This is a genomic window from Pseudomonas sp. NPDC086278 (assembly GCF_050280905.1).
GTDB lineage: Bacteria > Pseudomonadota > Gammaproteobacteria > Pseudomonadales > Pseudomonadaceae > Aquipseudomonas.
The window spans coordinates 1-22,685 of sequence record NZ_JBNNWE010000101.1 but is presented as its reverse complement, the minus strand read 5'-3'; the positions used below and the strand labels follow the sequence as shown (position 1 = coordinate 22,685).

21 protein-coding genes and 2 pseudogenes are annotated in these 22,685 nt (G+C 60.6%); 1 reads left to right on the top strand and 22 read right to left on the bottom strand.

Annotation, left to right across the window (positions count from 1 at the left end; translation table 11 throughout):
• Nucleotides 1-24: 24 nt before the first annotated feature.
• From flhF to ACQKP4_RS24065, 20 genes and pseudogenes are all read right to left on the bottom strand, one after another.
• On the bottom strand, nt 25-1,329 hold the full coding sequence (flhF, locus tag ACQKP4_RS24160; RefSeq protein ID WP_427636243.1) for a flagellar biosynthesis protein FlhF: 1,305 nt from the start codon (nt 1,327-1,329) through the stop codon (nt 25-27).
• Nucleotides 1,330-1,340: 11 nt separating this feature from the next.
• A complete protein-coding gene (gene flhA, locus ACQKP4_RS24155; protein WP_427636241.1) occupies nt 1,341-3,470 on the bottom strand; it encodes a flagellar biosynthesis protein FlhA in 2,130 nt (709 codons plus the stop codon).
• Between the two features lie 233 nt (nt 3,471-3,703).
• Nucleotides 3,704-4,843 carry a flagellar biosynthesis protein FlhB gene (gene flhB / locus ACQKP4_RS24150; protein WP_427636239.1) on the bottom strand — a complete coding sequence of 380 codons (1,140 nt, stop codon included), beginning with the start codon at nt 4,841-4,843 and terminating at the stop codon, nt 3,704-3,706.
• A gap of 3 nt (nt 4,844-4,846) precedes the next feature.
• Nucleotides 4,847-5,623, bottom strand: a complete 777-nt coding sequence (fliR, locus tag ACQKP4_RS24145; protein ID WP_427636245.1) for a flagellar biosynthetic protein FliR — start codon at nt 5,621-5,623, stop codon at nt 4,847-4,849.
• Nucleotides 5,624-5,635: 12 nt separating this feature from the next.
• Entirely contained in the window at nt 5,636-5,905 is a 270-nt protein-coding gene (gene fliQ, locus ACQKP4_RS24140; protein ID WP_007948918.1) for a flagellar biosynthesis protein FliQ, read from the bottom strand.
• Nucleotides 5,902-6,660 carry a flagellar type III secretion system pore protein FliP gene (gene fliP / locus ACQKP4_RS24135; RefSeq protein ID WP_007938646.1) on the bottom strand — a complete coding sequence of 253 codons (759 nt, stop codon included), beginning with the start codon at nt 6,658-6,660 and terminating at the stop codon, nt 5,902-5,904. Before fliP ends, fliQ begins: the two co-directional genes overlap by 4 nt.
• A complete protein-coding gene (fliO, locus tag ACQKP4_RS24130; protein ID WP_427636237.1) occupies nt 6,660-7,118 on the bottom strand; it encodes a flagellar biosynthetic protein FliO in 459 nt (152 codons plus the stop codon). Before fliO ends, fliP begins: the two co-directional genes overlap by 1 nt.
• Nucleotides 7,119-7,577 carry a flagellar motor switch protein FliN gene (gene fliN, locus ACQKP4_RS24125; RefSeq protein WP_427636236.1) on the bottom strand — a complete coding sequence of 153 codons (459 nt, stop codon included), beginning with the start codon at nt 7,575-7,577 and terminating at the stop codon, nt 7,119-7,121.
• Nucleotides 7,578-7,642: 65 nt separating this feature from the next.
• Nucleotides 7,643-8,392 (bottom strand): annotated as a pseudogene (gene fliM / locus ACQKP4_RS24120) (flagellar motor switch protein FliM); the annotation flags it as partial.
• A pseudogene (locus ACQKP4_RS24115) lies at nt 8,380-8,478 on the bottom strand (adenylosuccinate synthetase); the annotation flags it as partial. The pseudogenes ACQKP4_RS24115 and fliM, both read right to left, overlap by 13 nt.
• 54 nt (nt 8,479-8,532) lie before the next feature.
• Nucleotides 8,533-9,720 (bottom strand): ATP phosphoribosyltransferase regulatory subunit, encoded by a 1,188-nt coding sequence (locus ACQKP4_RS24110; RefSeq protein WP_427636235.1) that lies wholly within the window; start codon nt 9,718-9,720, stop codon nt 8,533-8,535.
• A 312-nt stretch (nt 9,721-10,032) separates the two neighbouring features.
• Nucleotides 10,033-10,902, bottom strand: a complete 870-nt coding sequence (gene hflC, locus ACQKP4_RS24105) for a protease modulator HflC (RefSeq protein WP_427636233.1) — start codon at nt 10,900-10,902, stop codon at nt 10,033-10,035.
• The gene (gene hflK / locus ACQKP4_RS24100; RefSeq protein WP_427636231.1) at nt 10,902-12,077 is read right to left on the bottom strand and encodes an FtsH protease activity modulator HflK; all 1,176 of its coding nucleotides are present in this window, start codon (nt 12,075-12,077) and stop codon (nt 10,902-10,904) included. Before hflK ends, hflC begins: the two co-directional genes overlap by 1 nt.
• Nucleotides 12,078-12,173: 96 nt before the next feature.
• Complete coding sequence (gene hflX / locus ACQKP4_RS24095) at nt 12,174-13,475, bottom strand: ribosome rescue GTPase HflX (RefSeq protein WP_427636229.1); 1,302 nt, start codon at nt 13,473-13,475, stop codon at nt 12,174-12,176.
• 12 nt (nt 13,476-13,487) lie between these two features.
• The gene (hfq, locus tag ACQKP4_RS24090; RefSeq protein ID WP_007902656.1) at nt 13,488-13,748 is read right to left on the bottom strand and encodes an RNA chaperone Hfq; all 261 of its coding nucleotides are present in this window, start codon (nt 13,746-13,748) and stop codon (nt 13,488-13,490) included.
• Nucleotides 13,749-13,841: 93 nt separating this feature from the next.
• Nucleotides 13,842-14,813: a tRNA (adenosine(37)-N6)-dimethylallyltransferase MiaA gene (miaA, locus tag ACQKP4_RS24085; protein WP_427636244.1), complete on the bottom strand. Its 972-nt coding sequence runs from the start codon at nt 14,811-14,813 to the stop codon at nt 13,842-13,844.
• Nucleotides 14,813-16,723, bottom strand: coding sequence for a DNA mismatch repair endonuclease MutL (gene mutL, locus ACQKP4_RS24080; protein WP_427636227.1), 1,911 nt, complete (start codon nt 16,721-16,723; stop codon nt 14,813-14,815). Before mutL ends, miaA begins: the two co-directional genes overlap by 1 nt.
• Nucleotides 16,720-18,147, bottom strand: a complete 1,428-nt coding sequence (locus ACQKP4_RS24075; RefSeq protein WP_427636225.1) for an N-acetylmuramoyl-L-alanine amidase — start codon at nt 18,145-18,147, stop codon at nt 16,720-16,722. The genes mutL and ACQKP4_RS24075 overlap by 4 nt, the downstream gene beginning before the upstream one ends.
• Nucleotides 18,148-18,618 carry a tRNA (adenosine(37)-N6)-threonylcarbamoyltransferase complex ATPase subunit type 1 TsaE gene (gene tsaE / locus ACQKP4_RS24070; protein ID WP_427636223.1) on the bottom strand — a complete coding sequence of 157 codons (471 nt, stop codon included), beginning with the start codon at nt 18,616-18,618 and terminating at the stop codon, nt 18,148-18,150. It abuts the gene before it with no gap.
• Nucleotides 18,606-20,105 carry an NAD(P)H-hydrate dehydratase gene (locus ACQKP4_RS24065; protein ID WP_427636221.1) on the bottom strand — a complete coding sequence of 500 codons (1,500 nt, stop codon included), beginning with the start codon at nt 20,103-20,105 and terminating at the stop codon, nt 18,606-18,608. Before ACQKP4_RS24065 ends, tsaE begins: the two co-directional genes overlap by 13 nt.
• 63 nt (nt 20,106-20,168) lie before the next feature.
• Here ACQKP4_RS24065 and queG point away from each other — a divergent pair, with 63 nt between their 5' ends.
• Entirely contained in the window at nt 20,169-21,248 is a 1,080-nt protein-coding gene (gene queG, locus ACQKP4_RS24060; protein WP_427636220.1) for a tRNA epoxyqueuosine(34) reductase QueG, read from the top strand.
• Here queG and ACQKP4_RS24055 read toward each other — a convergent pair.
• Together ACQKP4_RS24055 and orn are read right to left on the bottom strand one after the other, a co-directional pair.
• A complete protein-coding gene (locus tag ACQKP4_RS24055) occupies nt 21,230-21,841 on the bottom strand; it encodes a trimeric intracellular cation channel family protein (RefSeq protein WP_427636218.1) in 612 nt (203 codons plus the stop codon). The two genes, queG and ACQKP4_RS24055, sit on opposite strands and share 19 nt — an antisense overlap.
• A gap of 227 nt (nt 21,842-22,068) precedes the next feature.
• Nucleotides 22,069-22,611 carry an oligoribonuclease gene (orn, locus tag ACQKP4_RS24050; protein WP_201189536.1) on the bottom strand — a complete coding sequence of 181 codons (543 nt, stop codon included), beginning with the start codon at nt 22,609-22,611 and terminating at the stop codon, nt 22,069-22,071.
• Nucleotides 22,612-22,685: the final 74 nt, after the last annotated feature.

The window sequence follows — 22,685 nt, the reverse complement described above, 5'->3', positions numbered from 1 at the left end:
AGGGTAAAGAAGGCAACCCAGATTTCAGGGTTGGTCAGCCATTCCATGTGTATTCCTTTGAGAAGGTGTTAAACCACAAAAGGCCCGGGCTTCGATGACCAACTGGTGACGGCGCGGCAGATGCAAATCATCCGGGATCCGCGGCCCGTCGGTCAGGTAGGCCACTGGCAATTCATGACTGATGGCCAGGCTCAACACCTCGCCCAGACTTGCCGTTTCATCCAGTTTAGTCAGGATGCACCCGGCGAGCCCGCAGCGCTTGTAACTGTGATAAGCGGCTGTTAGAACCTGTTTCTGGCTGGTGGTTGCCAGCACCAGATAATTTTTTGATTTGATGCCACGGCCGGCCAGGCTTTCGAGCTGCATGCGCAGTGCCGGGTCGCTGGCCTGAAGGCCGGCGGTGTCGATCAGCACCACGCGTTTGCGCAGCAACGGCTCCAGCGCTTGCACCAGCGACTGGCCCGGATCGATGTGCGTCACCGACACATTGAGAATGCGGCCCAGGGTCTTCAGTTGTTCCTGTGCGCCGATGCGGTAACTGTCCATGCTCACCAGCGCGATGTTCTGCGCGCCGTACTTGAGCACGTAACGGGCCGCGAGCTTGGCCAGCGTGGTGGTCTTGCCCATGCCGGCAGGACCGACCATGGCAATCACGCCGCCCTCTTCCAGAGGCTCGACTTCCGGCGTGGCGATCATCCGCGCCAGGTGCGCCAGCAACATGCGCCAGGCCTGACGAGGCTCATCGATATCACCGATCATCGCCAGCAGATCGCGCGACAACGGGCCGGACAAGCCGATGCGTTGCAGGCGACGCCAGAGATTGGCCTGGGCCGGACGGCTGCCTTGCAGCTGATTCCAGGCCAGCGAACCGAGTTGGACTTCCATCAGTTCGCGCAGGCTGTTGAGTTCGAAACGCATCGAGTCGAACGCCCGCGGATCAACACCGCCCGCAGCCGGAGCCGGGGCCGGCGCCGAGCGACGTGGTTCGGCGTAGGTCGGTTCGATCAGCGGCTCGGCCGCCGTCAACGGCAGGCCGGCGAACAACTGGCGATTGGTGGTCTTGTCGCCTTCGGTCTCGCCGTCGCCACGCAGGCTCAGTTCGGCCTGGGCGGTCACGATCCGCGATTGGGTCTTGCGCAGCTCATCCTCGAGTTCCATGTTCGGAACGCGCGGGGCCAGCGCCGACAATTTGTAATCCAGCGCAGCCGTCAGCTCGACACCACCGGCGATCCGGCGATTGCCAATGATGGCGGCATCAGCGCCCAGCTCATCACGAACCAGTTTCATGGCCTGACGCATATCGGCGGCGAAAAAACGCTTAACTTGCATAAACCACTACCTCAGCCGTTGGGCCCTACTGTCGCAACGATGGTCACTTGCTTGTTGTCAGGGATTTCCTGATAAGCCAACACATGCAAACCCGGGACTGCCAGTCGGCCGAATCGCGAAAGCATCGCGCGAACCGGACCGGCTACCAGCAGAATCACCGGTTGACCTTGCATTTCCTGACGCTGCGCCGCATCGATCAACGAGCGTTGCAGCTTCTCCGCCATGCTTGGCTCCAGCAGAACGCCCTCTTCCGAGCCTTGTCCTGCCTTCTGCAGACTATTGAGCAATATCTGTTCCAACCTTGGCTCCAGCGTGATGACTGGTAGCTCGGAGTCAGTGCCTACAATGCTTTGGACGATTGCACGGGATACGCCGACGCGCACCGCGGCCACCAGAGCGGCAGTATCTTGACTCTTGGCGGCGTTGTTCGCGATGGCTTCGGCGATGCTGCGAATGTCGCGCACGGGCACCTGCTCGGCCAACAACGCCTGAAGCACTTTGAGCAACTGCGACAGCGAGACCACGCCCGGCACCAGCTCTTCGGCCAGTTTCGGTGAGCTTTTGGCCAGCAATTGCATGAGTTGCTGGACTTCTTCGTGACCGATCAGTTCGCTGGAGTGCTTGTACAGAATCTGGTTCAAGTGGGTGGCCACCACCGTACTGGCATCGACCACGGTATAGCCGAGCGATTGTGCCTGCGCTCGCTGGCTGACTTCGATCCAGACCGCCTCCAGCCCAAAAGCCGGATCTTTGGCGGTTATGCCATTGAGCGTGCCGTAGACCTGCCCCGGGTTGATCGCCAGCTCGCGGTCCGGGTAAATCTCGGCCTCGGCCAGGATCACCCCCATCAAGGTCAGGCGGTACGCGCTGGGCGCCAGGTCGAGGTTGTCACGAATGTGCACAGTGGGCATCAGGAAGCCCAGATCCTGCGAGAGCTTCTTGCGCACGCCCTTGATCCGCGCCAGCAACTGGCCGCCCTGATTGCGATCCACCAGCGGAATCAGGCGATAGCCGACTTCCAGGCCAATCATGTCGATCGGCGTGACGTCGTCCCAGCCAAGTTCCTTGGTTTCCATGGCACGGGCTGGCGATGGCAGCAGCTCTTGTTGACGCTTGACCTCTTGCAACGCTTGAACCTTGACCACGTTCTGCTTCTTCCAGAACAGGTAAGCCGCACCGGCAGCGACGGCGGCCATGGTCAGGAAGGAAAAGTGCGGCATGCCAGGCACGAGACCCATCACCGCCATCAGGCCCGCCGCCACGGCCAGCGCTTTAGGCGAGGCGAACATCTGGCGGCCGATCTGCTTGCCCATGTCTTCCGAACCGGAAGCACGGGTCACCATGATCGCGGCAGCGGTGGACAACAGCAGTGATGGCAATTGCGCCACCAAACCGTCACCGATGGTCAACAAGGCGTAAACCCGACCGGCATCACCAAAGGTCATGCCGTGCTGGAAGATACCGACTGCCATGCCGCCAATCAGGTTGATGAACAGGATCAGCAGGCCGGCGATGGCATCACCGCGCACGAACTTGCTGGCACCGTCCATGGAACCGTAGAACTCGGCTTCCTGGGCGACTTCCATGCGGCGCAGTTTGGCCTGGTTCTGGTCGATCAGGCCGGCGTTCAAATCGGCGTCGATCGCCATTTGTTTGCCGGGCATGGCATCGAGGGTGAAACGCGCGCTCACCTCGGAAATGCGCCCCGCACCTTTGGTGACCACGACGAAGTTGATGATCATCAAAATCGCGAACACCACGATACCGACCACGTAGTTGCCGCCGATCACCACCTCGCCGAAAGCCTGGATCACCTTACCGGCGGCGGCATGGCCGTCCTGACCGTGGAGCATCACCACCCGCGTGGAGGCCACGTTCAACGCCAGTCGCAGCAACGTGGCCACCAGCAGAATCGTCGGGAACACCGCAAAATCCAGCGGCCGCAGGGCGTAGACGCAAACCAGCAGGACGACGATGGACAGCGCGATGTTGAACGTGAAAAACACGTCCAGCAGGAACGGCGGTATCGGCAACATCATCATTGCCAACATGACCAGCAGCAACAACGGCACACCCAGGTTGCCCCGACTCAAGTCGGCAACGTTGGTGCGGGCACTGTTGAATAACTGAGAACGATCCACCGGTTTTCCCCGTTCCTTTAAAGCAAAGTTTTGACGCCTGAAGCAGGCGCAGAGCGGCTATTGCAAGAAGCCTTCCAACTTTTGCACAGCGCTGAAATAGAGGGATTTATCGGAGATTTTTCGCGATTACTGTGGGAGCGAGCTTGCTCGCGATGGCGGACTTCATGCTGCTGATGAGTCGACTGTAACGCCGCTATCGCGAGCAAGCTCGCTCCCACAGGTTTTGTGCGTGATCAGGAATCGCGGCGCAGATCCGGCGGGATCGGCAAGTCATCCTTGAGCGGATCCGGGCGCTTGCCCTTGCCGGCGCGGTACTGGCGAATCTGATAGACGTAAGCCAATACCTGGGCAACGGCCAGGTACAAGCCTCCGGGGATTTCCTGCTCCAGCTCGGTGGAGTAATAGATCGAACGCGCCAAGGCTGGCGATTCGAGCAGCAGCACGTTGTTGGCCACGGCTATTTCACGAATCTTCAGGGCGAGGAAGTCGCTACCCTTGGCCAGCAACACCGGCGCGCTGCCTTTGTCCGGGTCGTATTTGAGCGCCACGGCGTAATGCGTCGGGTTGGTGATGACCACATCTGCCTCGGGAATCGCCGCCATCATCCGCCGCTGCGACATCTCGCGCTGCAACTGGCGAATACGCTGTTTGACCTCTGGCCGCCCTTCCTGATCCTTGTGTTCGTCGCGCACTTCCTGCTTGGTCATCAGCAGTTTCTTGTGGCTTTCCCACAGCTGCACCGGCACGTCGACGGCGGCGATGATGATCAGCCCGCAGGCCATCCACAAGGTGCTCCAGCCAACCACTTGCAGGCTGTGAATGATCGCCATGTCCAGCGGCTCGTGAGCGATGCGCATCAGGTCGTCGATGTCGGAAGACAACACGGCCAGCGCCACGAACAGCACGATGAAAAACTTCGCCAGGGCCTTGAACAGTTCGACGAGCGCCTTGGCCGAGAACATTCGCTTGAGCCCCGCACCCGGGTTCATGCGACTGAATTTCGGCGCCATCGAGCCCGCCGCGAACAGCCAGCCACCGAGGGAAATCGGGCCGATCAACGCGGCCAGCAGCAAGGTGATCATCACCGGCTGAATCGCCACCAGCGCGATCTGCCCCGAGTGCAGCAGGAAGGTGCCCATGTTGCGCTGATCCAGAATCACTTCCCGCGACAGCGTGAAGTTCATGCGCATCAGCTCCATCATGTCCTGCGCCAACTCTCCGCCGAAAATCAGCAGCGCACCGGCGCCGGCGAGCATGATCGCCAGGGTATTGAGCTCTTTGGAACGGGCGATCTCACCCTTCTCACGGGAGTCCTTTTTACGTTTCTCCGTGGGGTCTTCCGTTTTGTCCTGACCGCTTTCGCTCTCAGCCATGGCTCAGTTCGCCCGTGCCAGTTCGCGTAAAAACTGCAAGGCCTCGGAGGCCAGCGGTTGGTACTGATTGATGATGTCCGCCAACCCGACCCAGACGATGAACAGCCCGAGCACCAGGGTCAGCGGGAAACCGATGGAAAAGATGTTCAACTGCGGCGCGGCCCGGGTCATCACACCAAACGCAATGTTGACCACCAGCAGCGCCGTGATCGCCGGCAACACCAGCAACAATGCCGCACCGAGCACCCAGCCGAGCTTGCCGGCCAGTTCCCAGAAATGATTGACCATCAAGCCGTTGCCGACCGGCATGGTTGTGAAGCTTTCGGTCAGGACTTCGAAGACCACCAGGTGACCATTCATCGACAGGAACAGCAGCGTGACGAGCATGGTGAAGAATTGCCCGATCACCGCCACCGAAACGCCGTTGGTCGGGTCAACCATCGACGCGAAGCCCATGCCCATCTGAATCGAGACGATCTGCCCCGCCACCACGAACGCCTGGAAGAACAGCTGCAAGGAGAAACCCAGCACCGCGCCGATCAGGATCTGCTCGGCAATCAGCAGCAGCGCACTCAGGTCCAGCGCATTGACCGCCGGCATCGGCGGCAGGCCCGGCGCGATCACCACGGTGATTGCCAGCGCCAGATACAAACGCACGCGCTTGGGCACCAGGCTCGTACCGAACACCGGCATCACCATCAGCAGCGAACCGATGCGAAACAGCGGCAACATGAAGGTCGCCACCCACGTACTGATCTGGGTATCGGTCAGTTGCAACAACGACGGCATGGTTTAGCCAATGACCTGAGGAATGCTGCCGTACAGCTGCAGGATATATTCCATGAACGTCTGCACCAGCCACGGGCCGGCGACGATCAGCGTGACCAGCATCACCAGCAGGCGCGGCAGGAAGCTCAAGGTCTGTTCGTTGATCTGCGTGGCGGCCTGAAACATCGCCACCAACAGACCGACCAGCAAGCTCGGTATCACCAGCACCGCGACCATCATGGTGGTCAGCCACAGCGCTTCACGAAAGATGTCTACCGCCACTTCCGGCGTCATGGCGAAACACCGCCGAAGCTGCTCGCCAGGGTGCCGATGATCAACGCCCAGCCATCGACGAGCACGAACAGCATGATTTTGAACGGCAGGGAAATGATCAGCGGCGAGAGCATCATCATCCCCATCGCCATCAGCACACTGGCCACGACCAGGTCGATGATCAGAAACGGAATGAAGATCATAAAGCCGATCTGGAACGCGGTTTTCAGCTCCGACGTGACGAACGCCGGCACCAGAATGGTCAGCGGCGCCTGATCGGGCGTAGCGATGTCGGTGCGCTTGGACAGGCGCATGAACAGTTCAAGGTCGCTGCTGCGGGTCTGCGCCAGCATGAAATCCTTGATCGGCACCTGGGCTTTCGCCACGGCATCCTGGGCGGTCAGTTTTTCCGCGAGATACGGTTGCAAGGCGTCCTGGTTCACCCGGTCGAATACCGGCGCCATGATGAACATCGTCAGAAACAGCGCCATGCCCGTGAGGATCTGGTTCGACGGCGTCTGCTGCAAGCCAAGGGCCTGACGCAGGATCGAGAAGACGATGATGATCCGCGTGAAACTGGTCATCAACATGACGAACGCCGGGATAAAACTCAGCGCGGTCATGATCAGCAAGATTTGCAGGCTGACCGAATATTCCTGAGCGCCGTTGGCGTTGGTGCCCAGGGTAATCGCCGGGATCGACAACGGATCGGCGGCGAACGCCAGCGGCGCGGCCAGCATCAGGGCCAGCGTCAAGACGATGCGTAACGCACCCATTACTTCTTATCCTTCTGATCCTTGCCCATCAGCTCCATCAGGCGCTGGGCGAACTCGGGGGTCGCTTTTTCAGGCGCGCTCGGCACTTGCACCGGCTCCTTGAGCACATGCAACGCGGTGATGGTGCCGGGGCTGATGCCGAGCAGGATCTGCTCGTTACCGACCTGCACCAGCATCAAACGATCACGGGGGCCCAACGCGCGGGAACCGATCAGTTCGATCACCTGCCCTTTACCCGCCGGCCCGGCCTGCTGGACCCGGCGCAGCAGCCAGGCGAGGAAGAAGATCAACCCCAGCACCAGCAGCAAGCCGAACACCAACTGCGTCAATTGCCCGGCCACGCCACTGCTGACCGCTGGCGCAGCGGCAGCCGTTGCAGTCGCGACCGGCTCGGCCGCCAGCACGCTGAGCGGCAACGCCAGCACTGATCCCAGCAAAGCACCCAGAACCTTGTTCACTTAGCGCAGCTTCTTGATGCGTTCGCTTGGGCTGATCACGTCAGTCAGGCGGATGCCGAACTTTTCGTTGACCACAACCACTTCGCCGTGGGCGATCAGTGTGCCGTTAACCAGCACGTCCAGCGGCTCGCCGGCCAGACGATCGAGCTCGATCACCGAACCCTGGTTGAGTTGCAGCAGGTTGCGGATGTTGATGTCGGTGCTGCCCACTTCCATGGAAATCGACACCGGGATGTCGAGAATCACGTCCAGGTTCGGCCCCTCAAGGGTGACCGGGTCGGTGCTTTTCGGCACGCTGCCGAACTCTTCCATCGGCACACGGCTGGACGGCGAGCCGGCGGTGTCGGCAGCGAGCAAGGCGTCGATATCGTCCTGGCCGGCATCACCGGTTTCTTCCAGGGCGGCAGCCCATTCATCAGCCAGTGCCTGGTCGTCCTGGGCGTTCATATCGTCGTTCATCGTTTGTCCTCGGCGGGCAACTGCTCACTCAAGAGCAGCCAATTAAAAGGGGGTTGGAACGCCGGTCAGCGGCGCTCGATCGGCTCGATCACCTGCAACGCGAGGTTGCCTTTGTGCGAGCCCATCTTGACCTTGAAGGCCGGCACGCCATTGGCGCGCATGATCATTTCTTCAGGCATTTCGACCGGGATGATGTCCCCCGGCTGCATGTGCAGAATGTCGCGCAAGCGCAACTGGCGACGGGCAACCGTGGCACCGATCGGCACATCGACGTCCAGCACGTCCTGGCGCAGGGCGTTGACCCAACGCTCGTCCTGGTCGTCGAGGTCCGACTGGAAGCCGGCATCGAGCATTTCGCGCACCGGCTCGATCATCGAGTACGGCATGGTCACGTGCAGGTCGCCGCCACCGCCATCGAGTTCGATGTGGAAAGTGGAGACCACCACCGCTTCGCTCGGGCCGACGATGTTGGCCATGGCCGGGTTCACTTCCGAGTTGATGTACTCGAAGTTCACTTCCATGATCGCCTGCCAGGCTTCCTTCAAATCGACGAAGGCCTGCTCCAGCACCATGCGCACCACACGCAGTTCGGTCGGGGTGAATTCACGCCCCTCGATCTTGGCGTGACGGCCGTCGCCACCGAAGAAGTTGTCCACCAGTTTGAACACCAGTTTGGCGTCGAGGATGAACAGTGCGGTGCCGCGCAACGGTTTGATCTTGACCAGGTTGAGGCTGGTCGGCACGTACAGCGAGTGCACGTATTCGCCGAACTTCATCACCTGCACGCCACCGACGGCAACGTCCGCCGAGCGGCGGCAGCATGTTCGGTCAGCAGATCAACGATCTTGCCTTTGCCCTCATCACCCCACTGGGTGCCCAGGACTACGACATTCTTACCCATAACACTTGTCCTCATTCGCGCAAACTTGGTGCCGGCAGCCGCCGGCAGGAAAACTCAAGAAGCCAGCGGCAGTATTTGCCAAAGCCCGTTCTGCTGAATCAATTGCCGGTCGCAGTCCGCTTCACGGGCGGCGGCCAAAGGTTGCCCAGGCAAAGCCTGAACAACACGCTGACCCTCACTGCGCAACTGGCAAACCTGCTGCCAGAGTGCCGCATCCGTACTGTCGGGCATCCAGATACCGCCAGACGGTAGCTCGATTTCAGCACGCCCCAGGGTCACCAGGGTTTTCAAATCGGTAGAGAAGCCGGTTGCCGGACGCGCACGACCGAAGTCGGCACCGATGTCGTCGTAACGACCGCCCTGGGCAATCGACTGGCCAACACCCGGCACGAACACCGCGAATACCACACCGGTGTGGTAGTGGTAGCCGCGCAACTCGCCCAGATCGAAGTACAGCGGCAATTGCGGGAAACGCACGGACAGACGCTCGGCAATCGCCAGCAAATCGTCCAGCGCCGCCAGAACAGGTGCCGGCGCATTCGCCAGGCGTTCACGTGCAGCGTCCAGCACTTCGGGGCCACCGCACAAATCAACCAGCGCACGCAGCATGCCCGACAGATCGGCAGGCAAGCCTTGGGTCAAGGTAATGACCTCGTCGATTGCCTTGCGTTGCAACGCATCGAACAACTGTTGTTCAACTTCACCGGACAAACCGGCCGCACGCGCCAGGCCACGGTAGATGCCGACATGACCGAGGTCCATGTGTACATCCGGCACATCGGCCAGTTGCAACATGGCCAGCATCAGGCTGATCACTTCTACGTCGCTGCTCGGGCTGCCATCGCCATACAACTCGGCGCCCAACTGGATCGGGCTGCGCGAGGACGACAAGGCGCGCGGCTGAGCATGTAACACGCTGCCGGCGTAGCACAGACGGCTCGGGCCTTCGCGGCGCAGGGTGTGCGCATCGATGCGCGCCACTTGCGGCGTGATATCCGCCCGAAAACCCATCTGCCGACCCGATTGCGGGTCGATGACCTTGAAGGTACGCAGATCAAGGTCCGAGCCCGCGCCGGTCAGCAGGGATTCCAGGTACTCGATATGGGGAGTCACGACAAACTCGTAACCCCAGCTCTGGAACAGATCCAACACCTGACGACGCGCTACTTCGATACGCGCGGCTTCTGGTGGCAGTACTTCTTCGATGCCATCTGGCAGCAGCCAGCGGTCTACCGTTGCCATTACGCCATTCCCCTATGATCCGGGCGGCAAGCCGTTGGGCGAGCCTTGAGTGAAGCAGAAAATGATCGGTCCATGTGCAAACCACGCGCATGAACAACGTGGCGAAAAGCCTGAAATCGGCTTCGCCAACCACTTTCCTCGAAAAACCGGTCGAGCCATTCGGCCCGCACGCCCGCACAAGCACAGCAATCAAACGTGCAGACGCAAAAAAGCCGGGAATTTCCCGGCTGCCGCATCATACACACGTTTTCCCAAAGGATCACCCCGCCGGAGGTTTTAGCCGCCAGGCGGGGGATGATTCAGGTCAACGTATCAAGGCTTGGCTTTTTCCAGGTAACGGAAGAAGTCGCTGCTTGGGTCGAGGACCATGACGTCGGATTTGTTCGCGAAGCTTTCACGGTAGGCACGCAGGCTACGGTAGAAACCGTAGAACTCCTGATCCTGGCCGTAGGCCTTGGAGTAGATCGAAGCCGCCTGGGCGTCACCGTCACCGCGAACCTCTTCAGATTCACGATAGGCTTCGGCCAGCAACACGCGGCGTTGACGATCGGCGTCGGCACGAATGCCTTCTGCCAGCTCGTTACCCTTGGCGCGGTGCTCGCGAGCTTCACGCTCACGCTCGGTGCTCATACGCTCGAACACGCTGCGGTTTACTTCTTTCGGCAGGTCGATGGCCTTGACCCGAACATCGACAACTTCGATGCCCAGCTCTTTTTCCGCCATCTTGTTCAGCGAAGCGGTGATGTCAGCCATCAACGCGTCACGCTCACCGGAAACCACTTCGTGCAGGGTGCGCTTACCGAACTGGTCACGCAGGCCCGATTCGAGACGACGGGACAGGCGCTCGTCGGCAATCTGCTTGAGACCGGAAGTCGCGGTGTAGAAGCGCTCGGCATCTTTCACGCGCCACTTGGCAAAGGCATCAACCATGACGGCTTTCTTTTCCAGCGTCAGGAAGCGTTGTGTCGGTGCATCCAGCGTCATCAGGCGTGCGTCGAATTTGCGCACCTGGTTAACGTAAGGCACTTTCACATGCAGGCCCGGCTGAACATCAGTCTGAACCACGCGACCGAACTGCAGCAGCACCGCGCGCTCGGTCTGAGCCACGATGTAGAAGCAGTTCCAGGCTGCGATCGCCACGACGACACAGACAATAAGGGCGATCAGCGATTTATTGCTCATCAGCGACTCTCCCTGGTACGTGCTTGCTGTTGCTGCAGATCAGCGGCTGCACGCGCATTCGCTTCATTGTTGCTGGCGGCTGCCGGACCCGGCGCCGGAGCGCTGGTGCTGCGACCGCTGTCGATCATCTTGTCCAGCGGCAAGTACAGCAGATTGCTCTGGCCATTCTTGTTGCCGGTCACGAGTACCTTGCTGGTGTTGGTGAAAACTTCCTGCATGGTGTCGAGGTACAGACGCTCACGCGTTACTTCAGGTGCCTTGCGGTACTCGGCGACCAATTTCGTGAAGCGATCTGCCTCACCCTTGGCGCGCGATACCGTTTCGTCACGGTAACCGTTGGCATCTTCAAGAATGCGCTGGGCCTGACCGCGAGCTTCCGGCACAACGCCGTTGGCGTAGGTTTCAGCCTGGTTGCGCGAACGCTGCTCGTCTTCACGGGCACGGATCACGTCGTCAAAGGCTTCCTGCACTTCACGTGGCGCCGCGGCATTCTGAACGTTCACCTGAGTAACGGTGATGCCGGTGCGATAGGTATCCATGAAGCGTTGCAGGCGCTCTTTGATTTCGCTGGCCATCAACTCACGACCTTCGGTCAGCACCTGGTCCATCGCGGTGGAGCCCACCACATGGCGCAAGGCACTGTCGGTCGCTTGTTGCAGGCTGATTTCCGGCTGATCGACGTTCAGTACGAAATCCTGCAGGTTGCTGATCTTGTACTGCACGGTCAGCGGCACTTCGACGATGTTCTCGTCTTCGGTCAGCATCTGGCCCTGCTTGGTGTACGAGCGCTCACGCGTCACGTTCTCCATGTACTTTTTGTCGATCGGCGGGAAATAGATGTTCAGGCCCGGGCCGACGGTTTCGTAGTACTTGCCGAAGCGCAGCACCACGGCTTGCTCCTGCTCGTCGACGACGTACACGGCGCTGTACAGCCAAACGGCCGCCAGTACGACGAGCACGATGCCGATAATGCCGCCGAAGCCGCCGCTCTTGCTCGAGCCACCGCCGTCGTCACCGCGTTTTTTACCACCACCGAACAACCCGTTCAGGCTTTCCTGCAGCTTTCGGAAGGCCTCGTCGAGATCCGGTGGTCCCTTGCGGTCGCCGTTATTGCGGCGCTTGCCACCCCAAGGATCCTGATTATTCGAGTTGCCACCCGGCTCATTCCAAGCCATAGCGCTCTCCATCTGATAAAGCAAAGACGCACCCACGGCGCGCCGACCAATGCTACAGAATGCCTGTCACCGCGGCACAACCGCTTTTTCAGGCTTTTATTGCAAAGTGTGTTGCTCGATGAATTCAGTCGGCTGCAAACCTTCGCGGCTCACCAATCGATTCAACTCGATCCGGGGCAAGCGAACGGCCAGCAAGCTGATGCCTTCTTCGTCGTGTTCTTCTTTTTGTACCGCACCGAGTTCGAAAAACTGCGCACGCAGTCGAGCAAAACGTTGCGGCAAGCGCAAGGTACCCACGAACAGATCACCGCCCAGCAACTCGGAAATGGCCTGTTCAAGCAATTCCAGACCACGCCCATCACGCGCCGACAGCCAGACCCGCTGGGGCTTGCCGTTTTCGTCGCGCTGGATTTGTGGCTCAACGCCTTCAAGCAAATCGAGTTTGTTATAGACCTCGAGGATCGGCAAGTCCTGGGCTCCGATCTCGCCCAGCACCACCATCACCTGCTCGATCTGCAACATGCGATCCGGTTCAGCCGCATCGATCACGTGCAACAGCAGGTCCGAGTTGCTCGACTCTTCGAGCGTAGACCGAAATGCCTCGACCAGTTTGTGCGGCAAGTGGCGTATGAAACCCACGGTGTCGGCCAGGACAATCGGCCCCAGGTCGTCGAGTTCCAGACGGCGCAAGGTCGGGTCGAGCGTGGCGAACAATTGGTCTGCCGCGTATACGTCGGATTTCGTCACGTTATTGAAGAGCGTGGATTTGCCGGCGTTGGTATAGCCCACCAGGGAAACGGTAGGAATATCCGCACGCGAACGCCCGCGTCGCGACTGTTCGCGCTGACTGCGCACTTTTTCCAGCCGGCCTTTGATCTGTCGCAGGCGAACCCGCAGCAAACGGCGGTCGGTTTCCAATTGGGTTTCACCCGGGCCACGCATACCGATACCGCCACCTTGACGCTCAAGGTGAGTCCAGCCACGAACCAGCCGGGTGCTCATGTGGTCAAGCTGGGCCAGTTCTACCTGGAGCTTGCCTTCATGGGTACGGGCGCGCTGGGCAAAAATATCGAGAATCAGACCGGTACGGTCGATCACGCGACACTCGAAAACACGTTCGAGGTTACGTTCCTGACTCGGCGTAAGGATGTGATTGAATATGACCAGATCTGCCTTTTCGACATGGACCAGGTCGCGCAGCTCCTCGACCTTGCCGCTGCCAATCAGGAATTTGGCGGTTGGCCGATGACGCGGCACGTTAAAAAACGCAACGGTCTCGGCGCCGGCCGAATTAGCCAACTCCTGAAACTCCTGCGGATCTTCGCGCGCCTCAGGGTCCTGTCCATCCAAGTGAACGAGGATCACTCGTTCACCACCACCGTGGCGCTCAAAGAACAAAGGAGACTCCTATCAGGCGTTACCTGGCTCAGCGTCACCTGCTTCGGATTCGGTTGCGCTAGGCAGACGAATTGGACGAACCGGTACCACTGTCGAGATAGCGTGCTTGTAAACCATTTGGCTAACGGTGTTTTTCAGCAGGATGACGAACTGGTCGAAAGACTCGATCGTGCCTTGCAGTTTGATTCCGTTGACCAGGTAGATAGACACCCCAACTTTCTCTTTACGCAAAGTATTCAAGTAAGGGTCTTGTAGCGAATGCCCTTTTGACATGTGCCGCACTCCTTTAAGGATTCAATATAAAAAATAGGTAAACAGATGGCTTGTGCCGTCACACCCCCAAGGATAGACGGCAATTGCAAGGACTCAGCTCAATATGGAGATGGTCCCCAAGTATTTCAAGGCGCGCGGCAGATTGTCGCAATCGAGACTGTCCAGCCAGTGTAAATCAGCCCAACTGCGCAGCCAGGTGAACTGGCGCTTTGCCAATTGGCGCGTGGCAATGATTCCACGCTCCTGCATCTCGGCTTGCGTCAGCTTGCCATCCAGGTAATCCCAGACTTGTCGGTAACCCACTGCACGTATAGACGGCAACCCTGAATGCAGGTCACTTCGCTCACGCAGGGCTACGACTTCGTCGATGAATCCCTGTTCCAGCATAATCGTGAATCTTTGTTTAATTCGGTCATGCAATACCTGGCGATTTGCCGGAGCAATGGCCAAGTTCGCGACAGTATAGGGCAATTGTTGCAGTCCCGAAGCGGCTGCTTCAGTACTTTGCGCAGTTTGTTGCAACCTGAGTTCGGTCATGCTCTGACCACTGACACGATAAACTTCCAGCGCTCGACTGAGTCGCTGCGGATCGTTCGGGTGAATACGCGCCGCGGAAACCGGATCAATTACCGCCAATTGTTCGTGCAGGGCTTGCCAGCCAAGGCGTGCAGCCTCTTCTTCGATCAGCGCGCGAACGTCCGGGTCGGCCGCTGGCATGTCCGCCAGTCCTTCGACCAAAGCCTTGTAGTAGAGCATTGTGCCGCCTACAAGCAGCGGAATTTTGCCGCGCGAAGTGATCTCGGCCATCGCTTGCAACGCATCACGGCGGAAATCGGCGGCGGAATAGCTCTGCGCGGGGTCGAGAATGTCGATCAGACGGTGAGGAAATTCAGCCAACAGTTCTTTCGAAGGCTTGGCAGTGCCGATGTCCATGCCCCGGTAGACCAGCGCCGAATCGACGCTGATCAGTTCGCAAGGCAGGACTTTGGTCAATTCGATGGCCAGGTCGGTCTTGCCCGCTGCGGTCGGGCCCATCAGGAAAATCGCAGGAGGGAGCTGGCTCATCAACGACCGCGCAAGAACAGTTTGTCCAGATCGTCCAGGCCCAGTTGGGTCCAGGTCGGTCGGCCATGGTTGCATTGACCGCTGCGCTCGGTGTTTTCCATGTCACGCAGCAGGCCGTTCATTTCCGGCAGGGCCAGGCGCCGATTCGCACGGATCGCGCCGTGACACGCCATGGTGCCGAGCAATTCGTTCAAGTGCGCCTGGATCCGGTCACTGGTGCCGTACTCCATCAGGTCGGCCAGTACATCGCTGACCAGGCGATTGGCTTCTGCCTGTTTGAGCAAGGCCGGAATCTGGCGGATCGCCAGGGTTTCCGGGCCCAGACGCTGCAATTCAAAGCCCAGCCGCTGGAACCACGCGACGTTTTCTTCGGCGCAGTCGGCTTCGCGCGAACTGACCGCCAACGATTCCGGCACCAGCAGCGGCTGGCCGCTCAGGCCTTCACTGGCCATGGCGATTTTCAGGCGTTCGTACATGATCCGCTCGTGAGCGGCGTGCATGTCCACCAGCACCAGGCCCTGGGCGTTTTCCGAAAGAATGTAGATGCCTTTGAGCTGCGCCAGAGCGTAGCCCAGCGGCGGGATATCATCCTGCCCGGCCGGCAATGCGACGGCATTCGCCTCCGGTAACGGCGCAAAAAACTCTCGATACGCCGCCTGCGCCTCAGCCGCCGGCACGCCGGACTGAGGCTTTGGCGTGTATTGATATTGGTAACCCGCGCCCGCCCCCGAACCCGCTGGCGTATTGAACGACGGTTGCGCCTGAGGCTGCTCCAGCAAGGCGTTGGCCGCCAGACGCATTTCGCCCTGGGGACCGAATTCACCGGCGTCGATGCCGGTCGGGCGCACGATGGCGGTCGTCACCGGCGCCGCCAAATGATCTTCCGGTCGCACATCGCCCAAGGCGCGGTGCAAGGTGCCGTAGAGGAAGTCGTGAACCATGCGCCCGTCACGGAAGCGCACTTCGTGTTTGGTCGGGTGCACGTTGACGTCGACGCCCGCCGGATCGACTTCGAAAAACAGCACGAATGTCGGATGACGACCGTTGAACAGCACGTCGCGATACGCCTGACGCACCGCGTGGGCCACCAGTTTGTCGCGCACCGCACGGCCATTGACGAAGAAATACTGCAAGTCCGCCTGGCTGCGGTTGAAAGTCGGCAAACCAACCCAGCCCCACAAATGCAGGCCATTGCGCTCGATCTCGATTGGCAGCGCCTGCTCCAGGAACCCCGAACCGCAAATCGCCGCCACACGCCGCGCGCGGGCCGCGTCGTCATGGGCCTCATGCAGGCTGAGAATGGTCTTGCCGTTGTGGCGCAAGTGGAATGCCACGTCGAAGCGCGCCAACGCCAAGCGCTTGATCACTTCTTGCAGGTGATCGAATTCGGTTTTTTCGGTTTTGAGGAATTTGCGTCGCGCCGGGGTGTTGAAGAACAGGTCGCGCACTTCCACCGACGTGCCCACCGGGTGAGCGGCGGGTTGCACCCGTGGCGCCATGTCCCGGCCTTCGGTTTCGACCTGCCAGGCCTGATCGGCATCGCGGGTGCGGGACGTCAGGGTCAGGCGCGCCACGGAGCTGATCGAGGCGAGTGCTTCGCCGCGAAAGCCCAGGCTCATCACCTGCTCAAGGTCTTCCAGGTTGCGGATCTTGCTGGTGGCGTGACGCGCCAGCGCCAACGGAAGGTCATCGGCCGAAATGCCGCGGCCATCGTCGCGCACTCGCAGCAGCTTGACGCCGCCCAGCTCCACGTCGACATCAATGCGTTTGGCACCGGAGTCGAGGCTGTTTTCCAGCAACTCCTTGATCACCGATGCCGGACGCTCGACCACCTCGCCAGCGGCAATCTGGTTCGCCAGTCGTGGGCTAAGCAGCTCGATGCGAGCGTCGTTGATCACCACGTGGTTCATTCTTTGGCCGCCAGTTCGGTGCCGGGGATGGTCAAGGTCTGACCGATCTTCAGCTCGTCACTTTTCAGGTTGTTGGCGCTGCGCAACGTCGCCGGAGACACCTGGTAACGCACGGCAATCATCGCCAGCGTCTCGCCGGGGCTAACGCGATGGTCGCGCGGGCCTTGGGCGATCTTGCCGGAATCACGCAGCCAGGCAATGTAGGTGCCCGGTGGCGGGTTCTGCTGGAAGAACTGGCGCACGCCGCTGCTGATCGAACGTGCCAATGCCTGCTGGTGGTTCGCGGCCGCGAGCTTCGACGCTTCGTTGGCGTTGGAGATGAACCCGGTTTCGACCAGGATCGACGGAATGTCCGGCGACTTCAGCACCATGAACCCGGCTTGTTCCACGCGTTGTTTGTGCAGCGGCGTAACGCGACCGATGTTGCTCAAGACTTTTTGGCCAACGTTCAGGCTGGACGTCAGCGACGCGGTCATCGACAGGTCGAGCAACACGCCTGCGAGCATGCGGTCCTTGTCATCGAGGCTGACGTTGCCGGCACCACCGATCAAGTCGGAACGGTTTTCACTGTCGGCCAGCCAACGGGCGGTTTCGGACGTGGCGCCGCGATCCGACAAAGCGAATACCGACGCGCCGAACGCAGCGGCCGAAGGCGCGGCGTCGGCGTGGATCGAAACGAACAGGTCGGCGCCTTTCTTGCGGGCGATTTCGGTGCGGCCTCGCAATGGAATGAAGTAATCGCCGGTGCGGGTCAGTTCGGCGCGGAAGCCTTTCATGCCGTTGACCTGACGCTGCAATTCACGGGCAATGGCCAATACCACGTCCTTCTCGCGCTGACCGCGCGAGCCTGAGGCGCCCGGGTCTTCGCCGCCGTGGCCAGCATCGATCACCACAATGATGTCGCGCTTGCCGGCCGGGGCCGGTGGCAGCTTGACCGGCGGATCAATCGGCGTGACCGGCACCGGGGCCACTGTGGCGACGTTGGTCGGCACCGGAATTGGCGCGGCATCGGCGGCGTTGTCGAACAGGTCGACCACCAGACGATTGCCGTATTGCGCGTTAGGCGCCAGGGTAAAACTTTTGGGGGTGACGGCTTTCTTGAGGTCGATGACGACGCGCAGGTCGGTCGGCGTGCGTTGGGCCGAGCGCATGGCGGTGATCGGTGTGTTCGAGCTATTGACGTTCAGCGGTGCACCGAGGCTTGCGCCATTGATGTCGATCACCAGCCGATCCGGAGCCGTCAGGGTGAAGACGCTGTGTTGCACCGGCCCGGTCAGGTCGAACACCAACCGCGTGTTGTCCGGCGCCCGCCACAGGCGCACGCTGTTGACCTTCGTTTCGGCCACAGCATCGACGGTCACCGCCAAAAACAACAACCCTACGGCAGCTACCATCGCGCGAAAGCGCATACCTGACCCCATCATTTAATTGGATTCCAATGCCAAAGCGGCACACCAGGCCGCGCCACGCGAGCCCTGGGACAAAATTTTCAGCGAACGCCCGCTGTCTTGCGGGCTAATGGTAATGGTCAGGTCGGGCTTTGGCAAAAAGCCCGCACCCTTCTGGGGCCATTCGATCAGGCACAAGGCATCGTCATCGAAATAATCGCGGATGCCGAGATACTCCAGCTCTTCGGGATCGACCAAACGGTAGAGGTCGAAGTGGAAGGCGCGGATGTCGCCGATCTCGTAGGGCTCGACCAGGGTAAACGTAGGACTTTTCACCGCGCCGACATGCCCCAGGCCCCGAATGATGCCCCGGGACAGCGTGGTTTTCCCCGCCCCCAGATCACCCTCCAGAAAAATCAGACCGTGCCCTTCGGTGGTTTTCGCGATGCGTGCGCCGAACGCGGTCATCGCCTCTTCATCAGCCAGGTACAGGGTTACTTCAGACACGGTGCTTGCTCCTCCAACAACTGACGAATGGCCGGGATCAGATCACTGGCCGCCAGCCCACGGCCCGATTTACCTTGTTGCGCGCCCGCATTGGCGTGTAGCCAGACCGCCAGGCAAGCGGCGTCGAACGCTGGCATGCCTTGCGCCAGCAATGCGCCGACCAGCCCGGCCAGCACGTCGCCCAAACCGGCGGTGGCCATGGCCGGATGCCCTTGATGACACAACGCCAGCCGTCCATCAGGGCTGGCGATCAGGCTGCCGGAGCCCTTCAGAATCACCACGGCTGTGTATTTTTTGCTCAATGCGTGGGCGGCGGCGGGACGGTCGGCCTGAACCTCGGCAGTCGATATTCCCAGCAACCGCGCGGCTTCACCCGGATGGGGGGTAATCACGCAATCCTTGGGCAACTGCACCTGCTTTAAAGCCAGCAGGTTCAATGCATCGGCGTCCCAGACTTGCGGCAGCGGCGCGTTGGCCGCCGCCGACAGCAGGCTGCGACCCCAGGCAGCCTGACCCAGACCCGGACCGACCACCAGCACAGAAACCTTTTGCAGCAGTTCCATCAGTTGATTGGCCGAAGAAGTGCCTAGCACCATCGCTTCGGGGATTCTCGCCAGCGCCGCCGGCACATGCTCGCTGCGCGTGGCCACGGAGACCATGCCCGCCCCGCTGCGCAGCGCACTTTGTGTACTGAGCAAGATCGCGCCGCCAAAACCCCGGTCGCCGCCGATCAACAGCACATGGCCGAATTTACCTTTGTGGGATGTCGGCGCTCGGGGCGCCAGACGCGGCAGGTTGCCGGGCGTCAGGCGCCGGGCACTGACGGACGCCGCCTCCAGCACCTGCGGATCGGCGTGAAGATCATTGAACACCAACTCACCGACCACGTCGGCGGCATCACCGGTGAACAGCCCCAGCTTCAAACCGATGAACGTGACGGTCAGGTCGGCTCGCACGGCAACCCCGAGGACTCGACCGGTGTCGGCGCACAACCCGGAAGGAATATCTACCGCGGCCACCGGCAATCTACTGGCATTGATCGCGGCGATCGCGCTGGCGTAGGGCTCCCGCGCATCGCCCGTCAAACCGGTGCCGAGCAGCGCATCCAGCACGATGCCACGCAGTTCGGCCTGTGCAGTCCACGGCTCGACCAGAACGTTTTCGGCCATGGCCTCGGCATGCGCCAACGCCGCATCTCCCTGCAAACGCTGGGGATCACCGACCGCCAGCACCTGCACCGACCAGCCGGCACGCTGGGCCAGCACCGCCACCAGATACCCATCGCCGGCGTTGTTGCCATGACCGGCCAACACCGTCAATTCGCTTGCCGACGGCCATTGGCGGACCAGCGCACGCCACGTGGCTCGCGCCGCACGCTGCATCAATTCGAAGCCCGATGTGCCGGCCGCGATCAGGCTCGCATCGAGGGCTCGCACTTGCGCGGCGCTGTACAGCGCGTCGGGTAAATCATCTTTAGTGTGCGGCATGCGTCTTCGGGCTCCGATGTCTGGCAGAATTATACGCACCTCAGCTCCGGTTTCTCTCGCCTCATGCCCGCTATTACCACAGACCTGCCCGCCCTCGCCCAATCCATCAAGGACTGGGGCCGCGAGCTGGGCTTTCAGCAAGTCGGCATCAGCGGCCTGGACCTCGCCGAGCATGAGCAGCACCTGCAGCGCTGGCTCGAAGCCGGCTACCACGGCGAAATGGAGTACATGGACGCCCACGGCAGCAAACGCTCGCACCCGGAAGAACTCGTCCCTGGCACTTTGCGCGTAGTTTCCCTGCGCATGGACTACCTGCCCGGCGACACGCAAATGGCGCAATTATTGGCGCAACCGGAAAAAGCCTACGTGTCGCGTTATGCCTTGGGCCGCGATTACCACAAATTGATCCGTAAACGTGTGCAACAACTGGCCGATAAAATTCAGGCCGAAATCGGCCCGTTCGGTTTTCGCGCCTTCGTCGACAGCGCGCCGGTGCTGGAAAAAGCCATCGCCGAAAAGGCCGGTCTTGGCTGGATCGGCAAAAACACGCTGGTCTTGAATCGAAAGGCTGGCAGTTACTTCTTCCTCAGCGAGCTGTTTGTAGACTTGCCGCTGCCGGAAGATCCACCGCACGCCACCGAACACTGCGGCAAATGCACCGCGTGCCTGGACATTTGCCCGACCAATGCGTTTGTCGGCCCGTACGTATTGGATGCCCGGCGCTGCATCTCATACCTGACCATCGAACTGAAAAGCGCGATCCCCGAAGACTTGCGCCCATTGATCGGCAACCGGGTGTTTGGCTGCGATGACTGCCAGATCGTCTGCCCGTGGAACCGCTTCGCCCGCCCGTCCGGCGAAAGCGATTTCAAGCCCAGGCACAACCTGGACAACGCCGGGTTAGCGGAACTGTTCATGTGGGACGAGGAAAAATTCCTCAGCAGCACTGAAGGCTCGCCGTTACGCCGTGCCGGGTATGAACGCTGGTTGCGTAATCTGGCAGTGGGGTTGGGTAACGCGCCGTCGAGCATTCCGGTGCTGGAAGCGTTGAAGGCGCGACGCGAGTATCCGTCGGAACTGGTGCGCGAACACGTCGAGTGGGCGTTAAAGCAACATGCCGACCGTCAGGCCTCGTCGTTATAAACGAACTTCGGCATTTCCCAGTGAAACCGAATCGCCAGTAACCGCAGCAAAAAGCCGCCAAACAGTGTGATCAGAATCGCCTGCTCGCCGGGCAATTCGAGGTAAAGGCAGAACATGTAGCACCACGCCGCCGCGAACGAGACGCTGGCGTAGAGCTCGCGGCGGAAGATCAGCGGGATGTCGTTGCAGAAGATGTCGCGCAGGATGCCGCCGAATACGCCGGTGATTACGCCGCTGACCGATGCCACCAGCATGCCGTGGCCCATTTCCAGCGCGGTCATGCAGCCGATCAGGGTGAACGCCACCAGACCGACCGCGTCGAGTACCAAAAATAGCGAGCGCAAGTGACGCATCCAGCGGGCGGTGAACACGGTGAACATCGCCGCGACCGAGGTCAGCACCAGGTATTCCGGGTGTTTGACCCAGGTCAGCGGGTAATGCCCAAGCAGCACGTCACGCACCGAGCCGCCACCGAGCGCCGTGATGCAGGCGATCAACACCACACCAAACCAGTCCATGCCGCGACGGCCGGCAGACAAGGCACCGGTCATGGCTTCGGCGGTGATGGCAATCAGGTAGAGCATCAGCAACATGGTGGCGGTCCTTGCAGGAAGGCGCGCAGTCTAGTCATTTTGCGACGGCACCAAAAGAGGGCGAGCACAGACCTGTGGCAAGCCCCTCACCTATGGCGAGGGGGCTTGCCCCCGTTCGGCTGCGAAGCAGTCGTATAACTCGTGCACTCGGTGTGACTGAACGAATGCAGGGGAGCGCTTCGCGCTCCAACGGGGGCAAGCCCCCTCGCCACAAAAGCCTGGCCCCATCAGAACTTGATGAAATGCTTGCGGTAGTGCTGCAACTCGGCGATGGATTCACGAATGTCGTCCAGTGCCAGGTGCGTGCTGCCCTTTTTGAAGCTGTCGCGCACGTCCGGCGCCCAGCGTGCGGCCAACTCTTTAAGGGTCGACACGTCGAGGTTGCGGTAGTGGAAGTAGCTTTCCAGGGATTTCATGTGGGTATAAAGGAAGCGGCGATCCTGGCAGATGCTGTTGCCACAGATCGGCGACTTGCCCTTCGGCACCCATTTCTCCAGGAAGGCGATGGTCTCGGCTTCGGCTTCGGCCATGCTGATGCGGCTGTCGCGAACGCGCTGGGTCAGGCCCGAGCCGCCGTGTTGACGGGTGTTCCACTCGTCCATGCCGGCGAGGATCGCGTCGCTGTGGTGGATAGCGATCACCGGGCCTTCGGCCAAGGTGTTCAAATCGCTGTCGGTGACGATAGTGGCCATCTCGATGATGACGTCGGTATCAGGGTTCAGACCGGTCATTTCCAGGTCGATCCAGATCAGATTCTGCGGGTTTTGCATGTGTCGGCTCCTAGGCAATGCTGCGCAGTTTAGCCTAGGCAACTGGCCGGGCGTGCTAAACTCGCCGCCGTTTT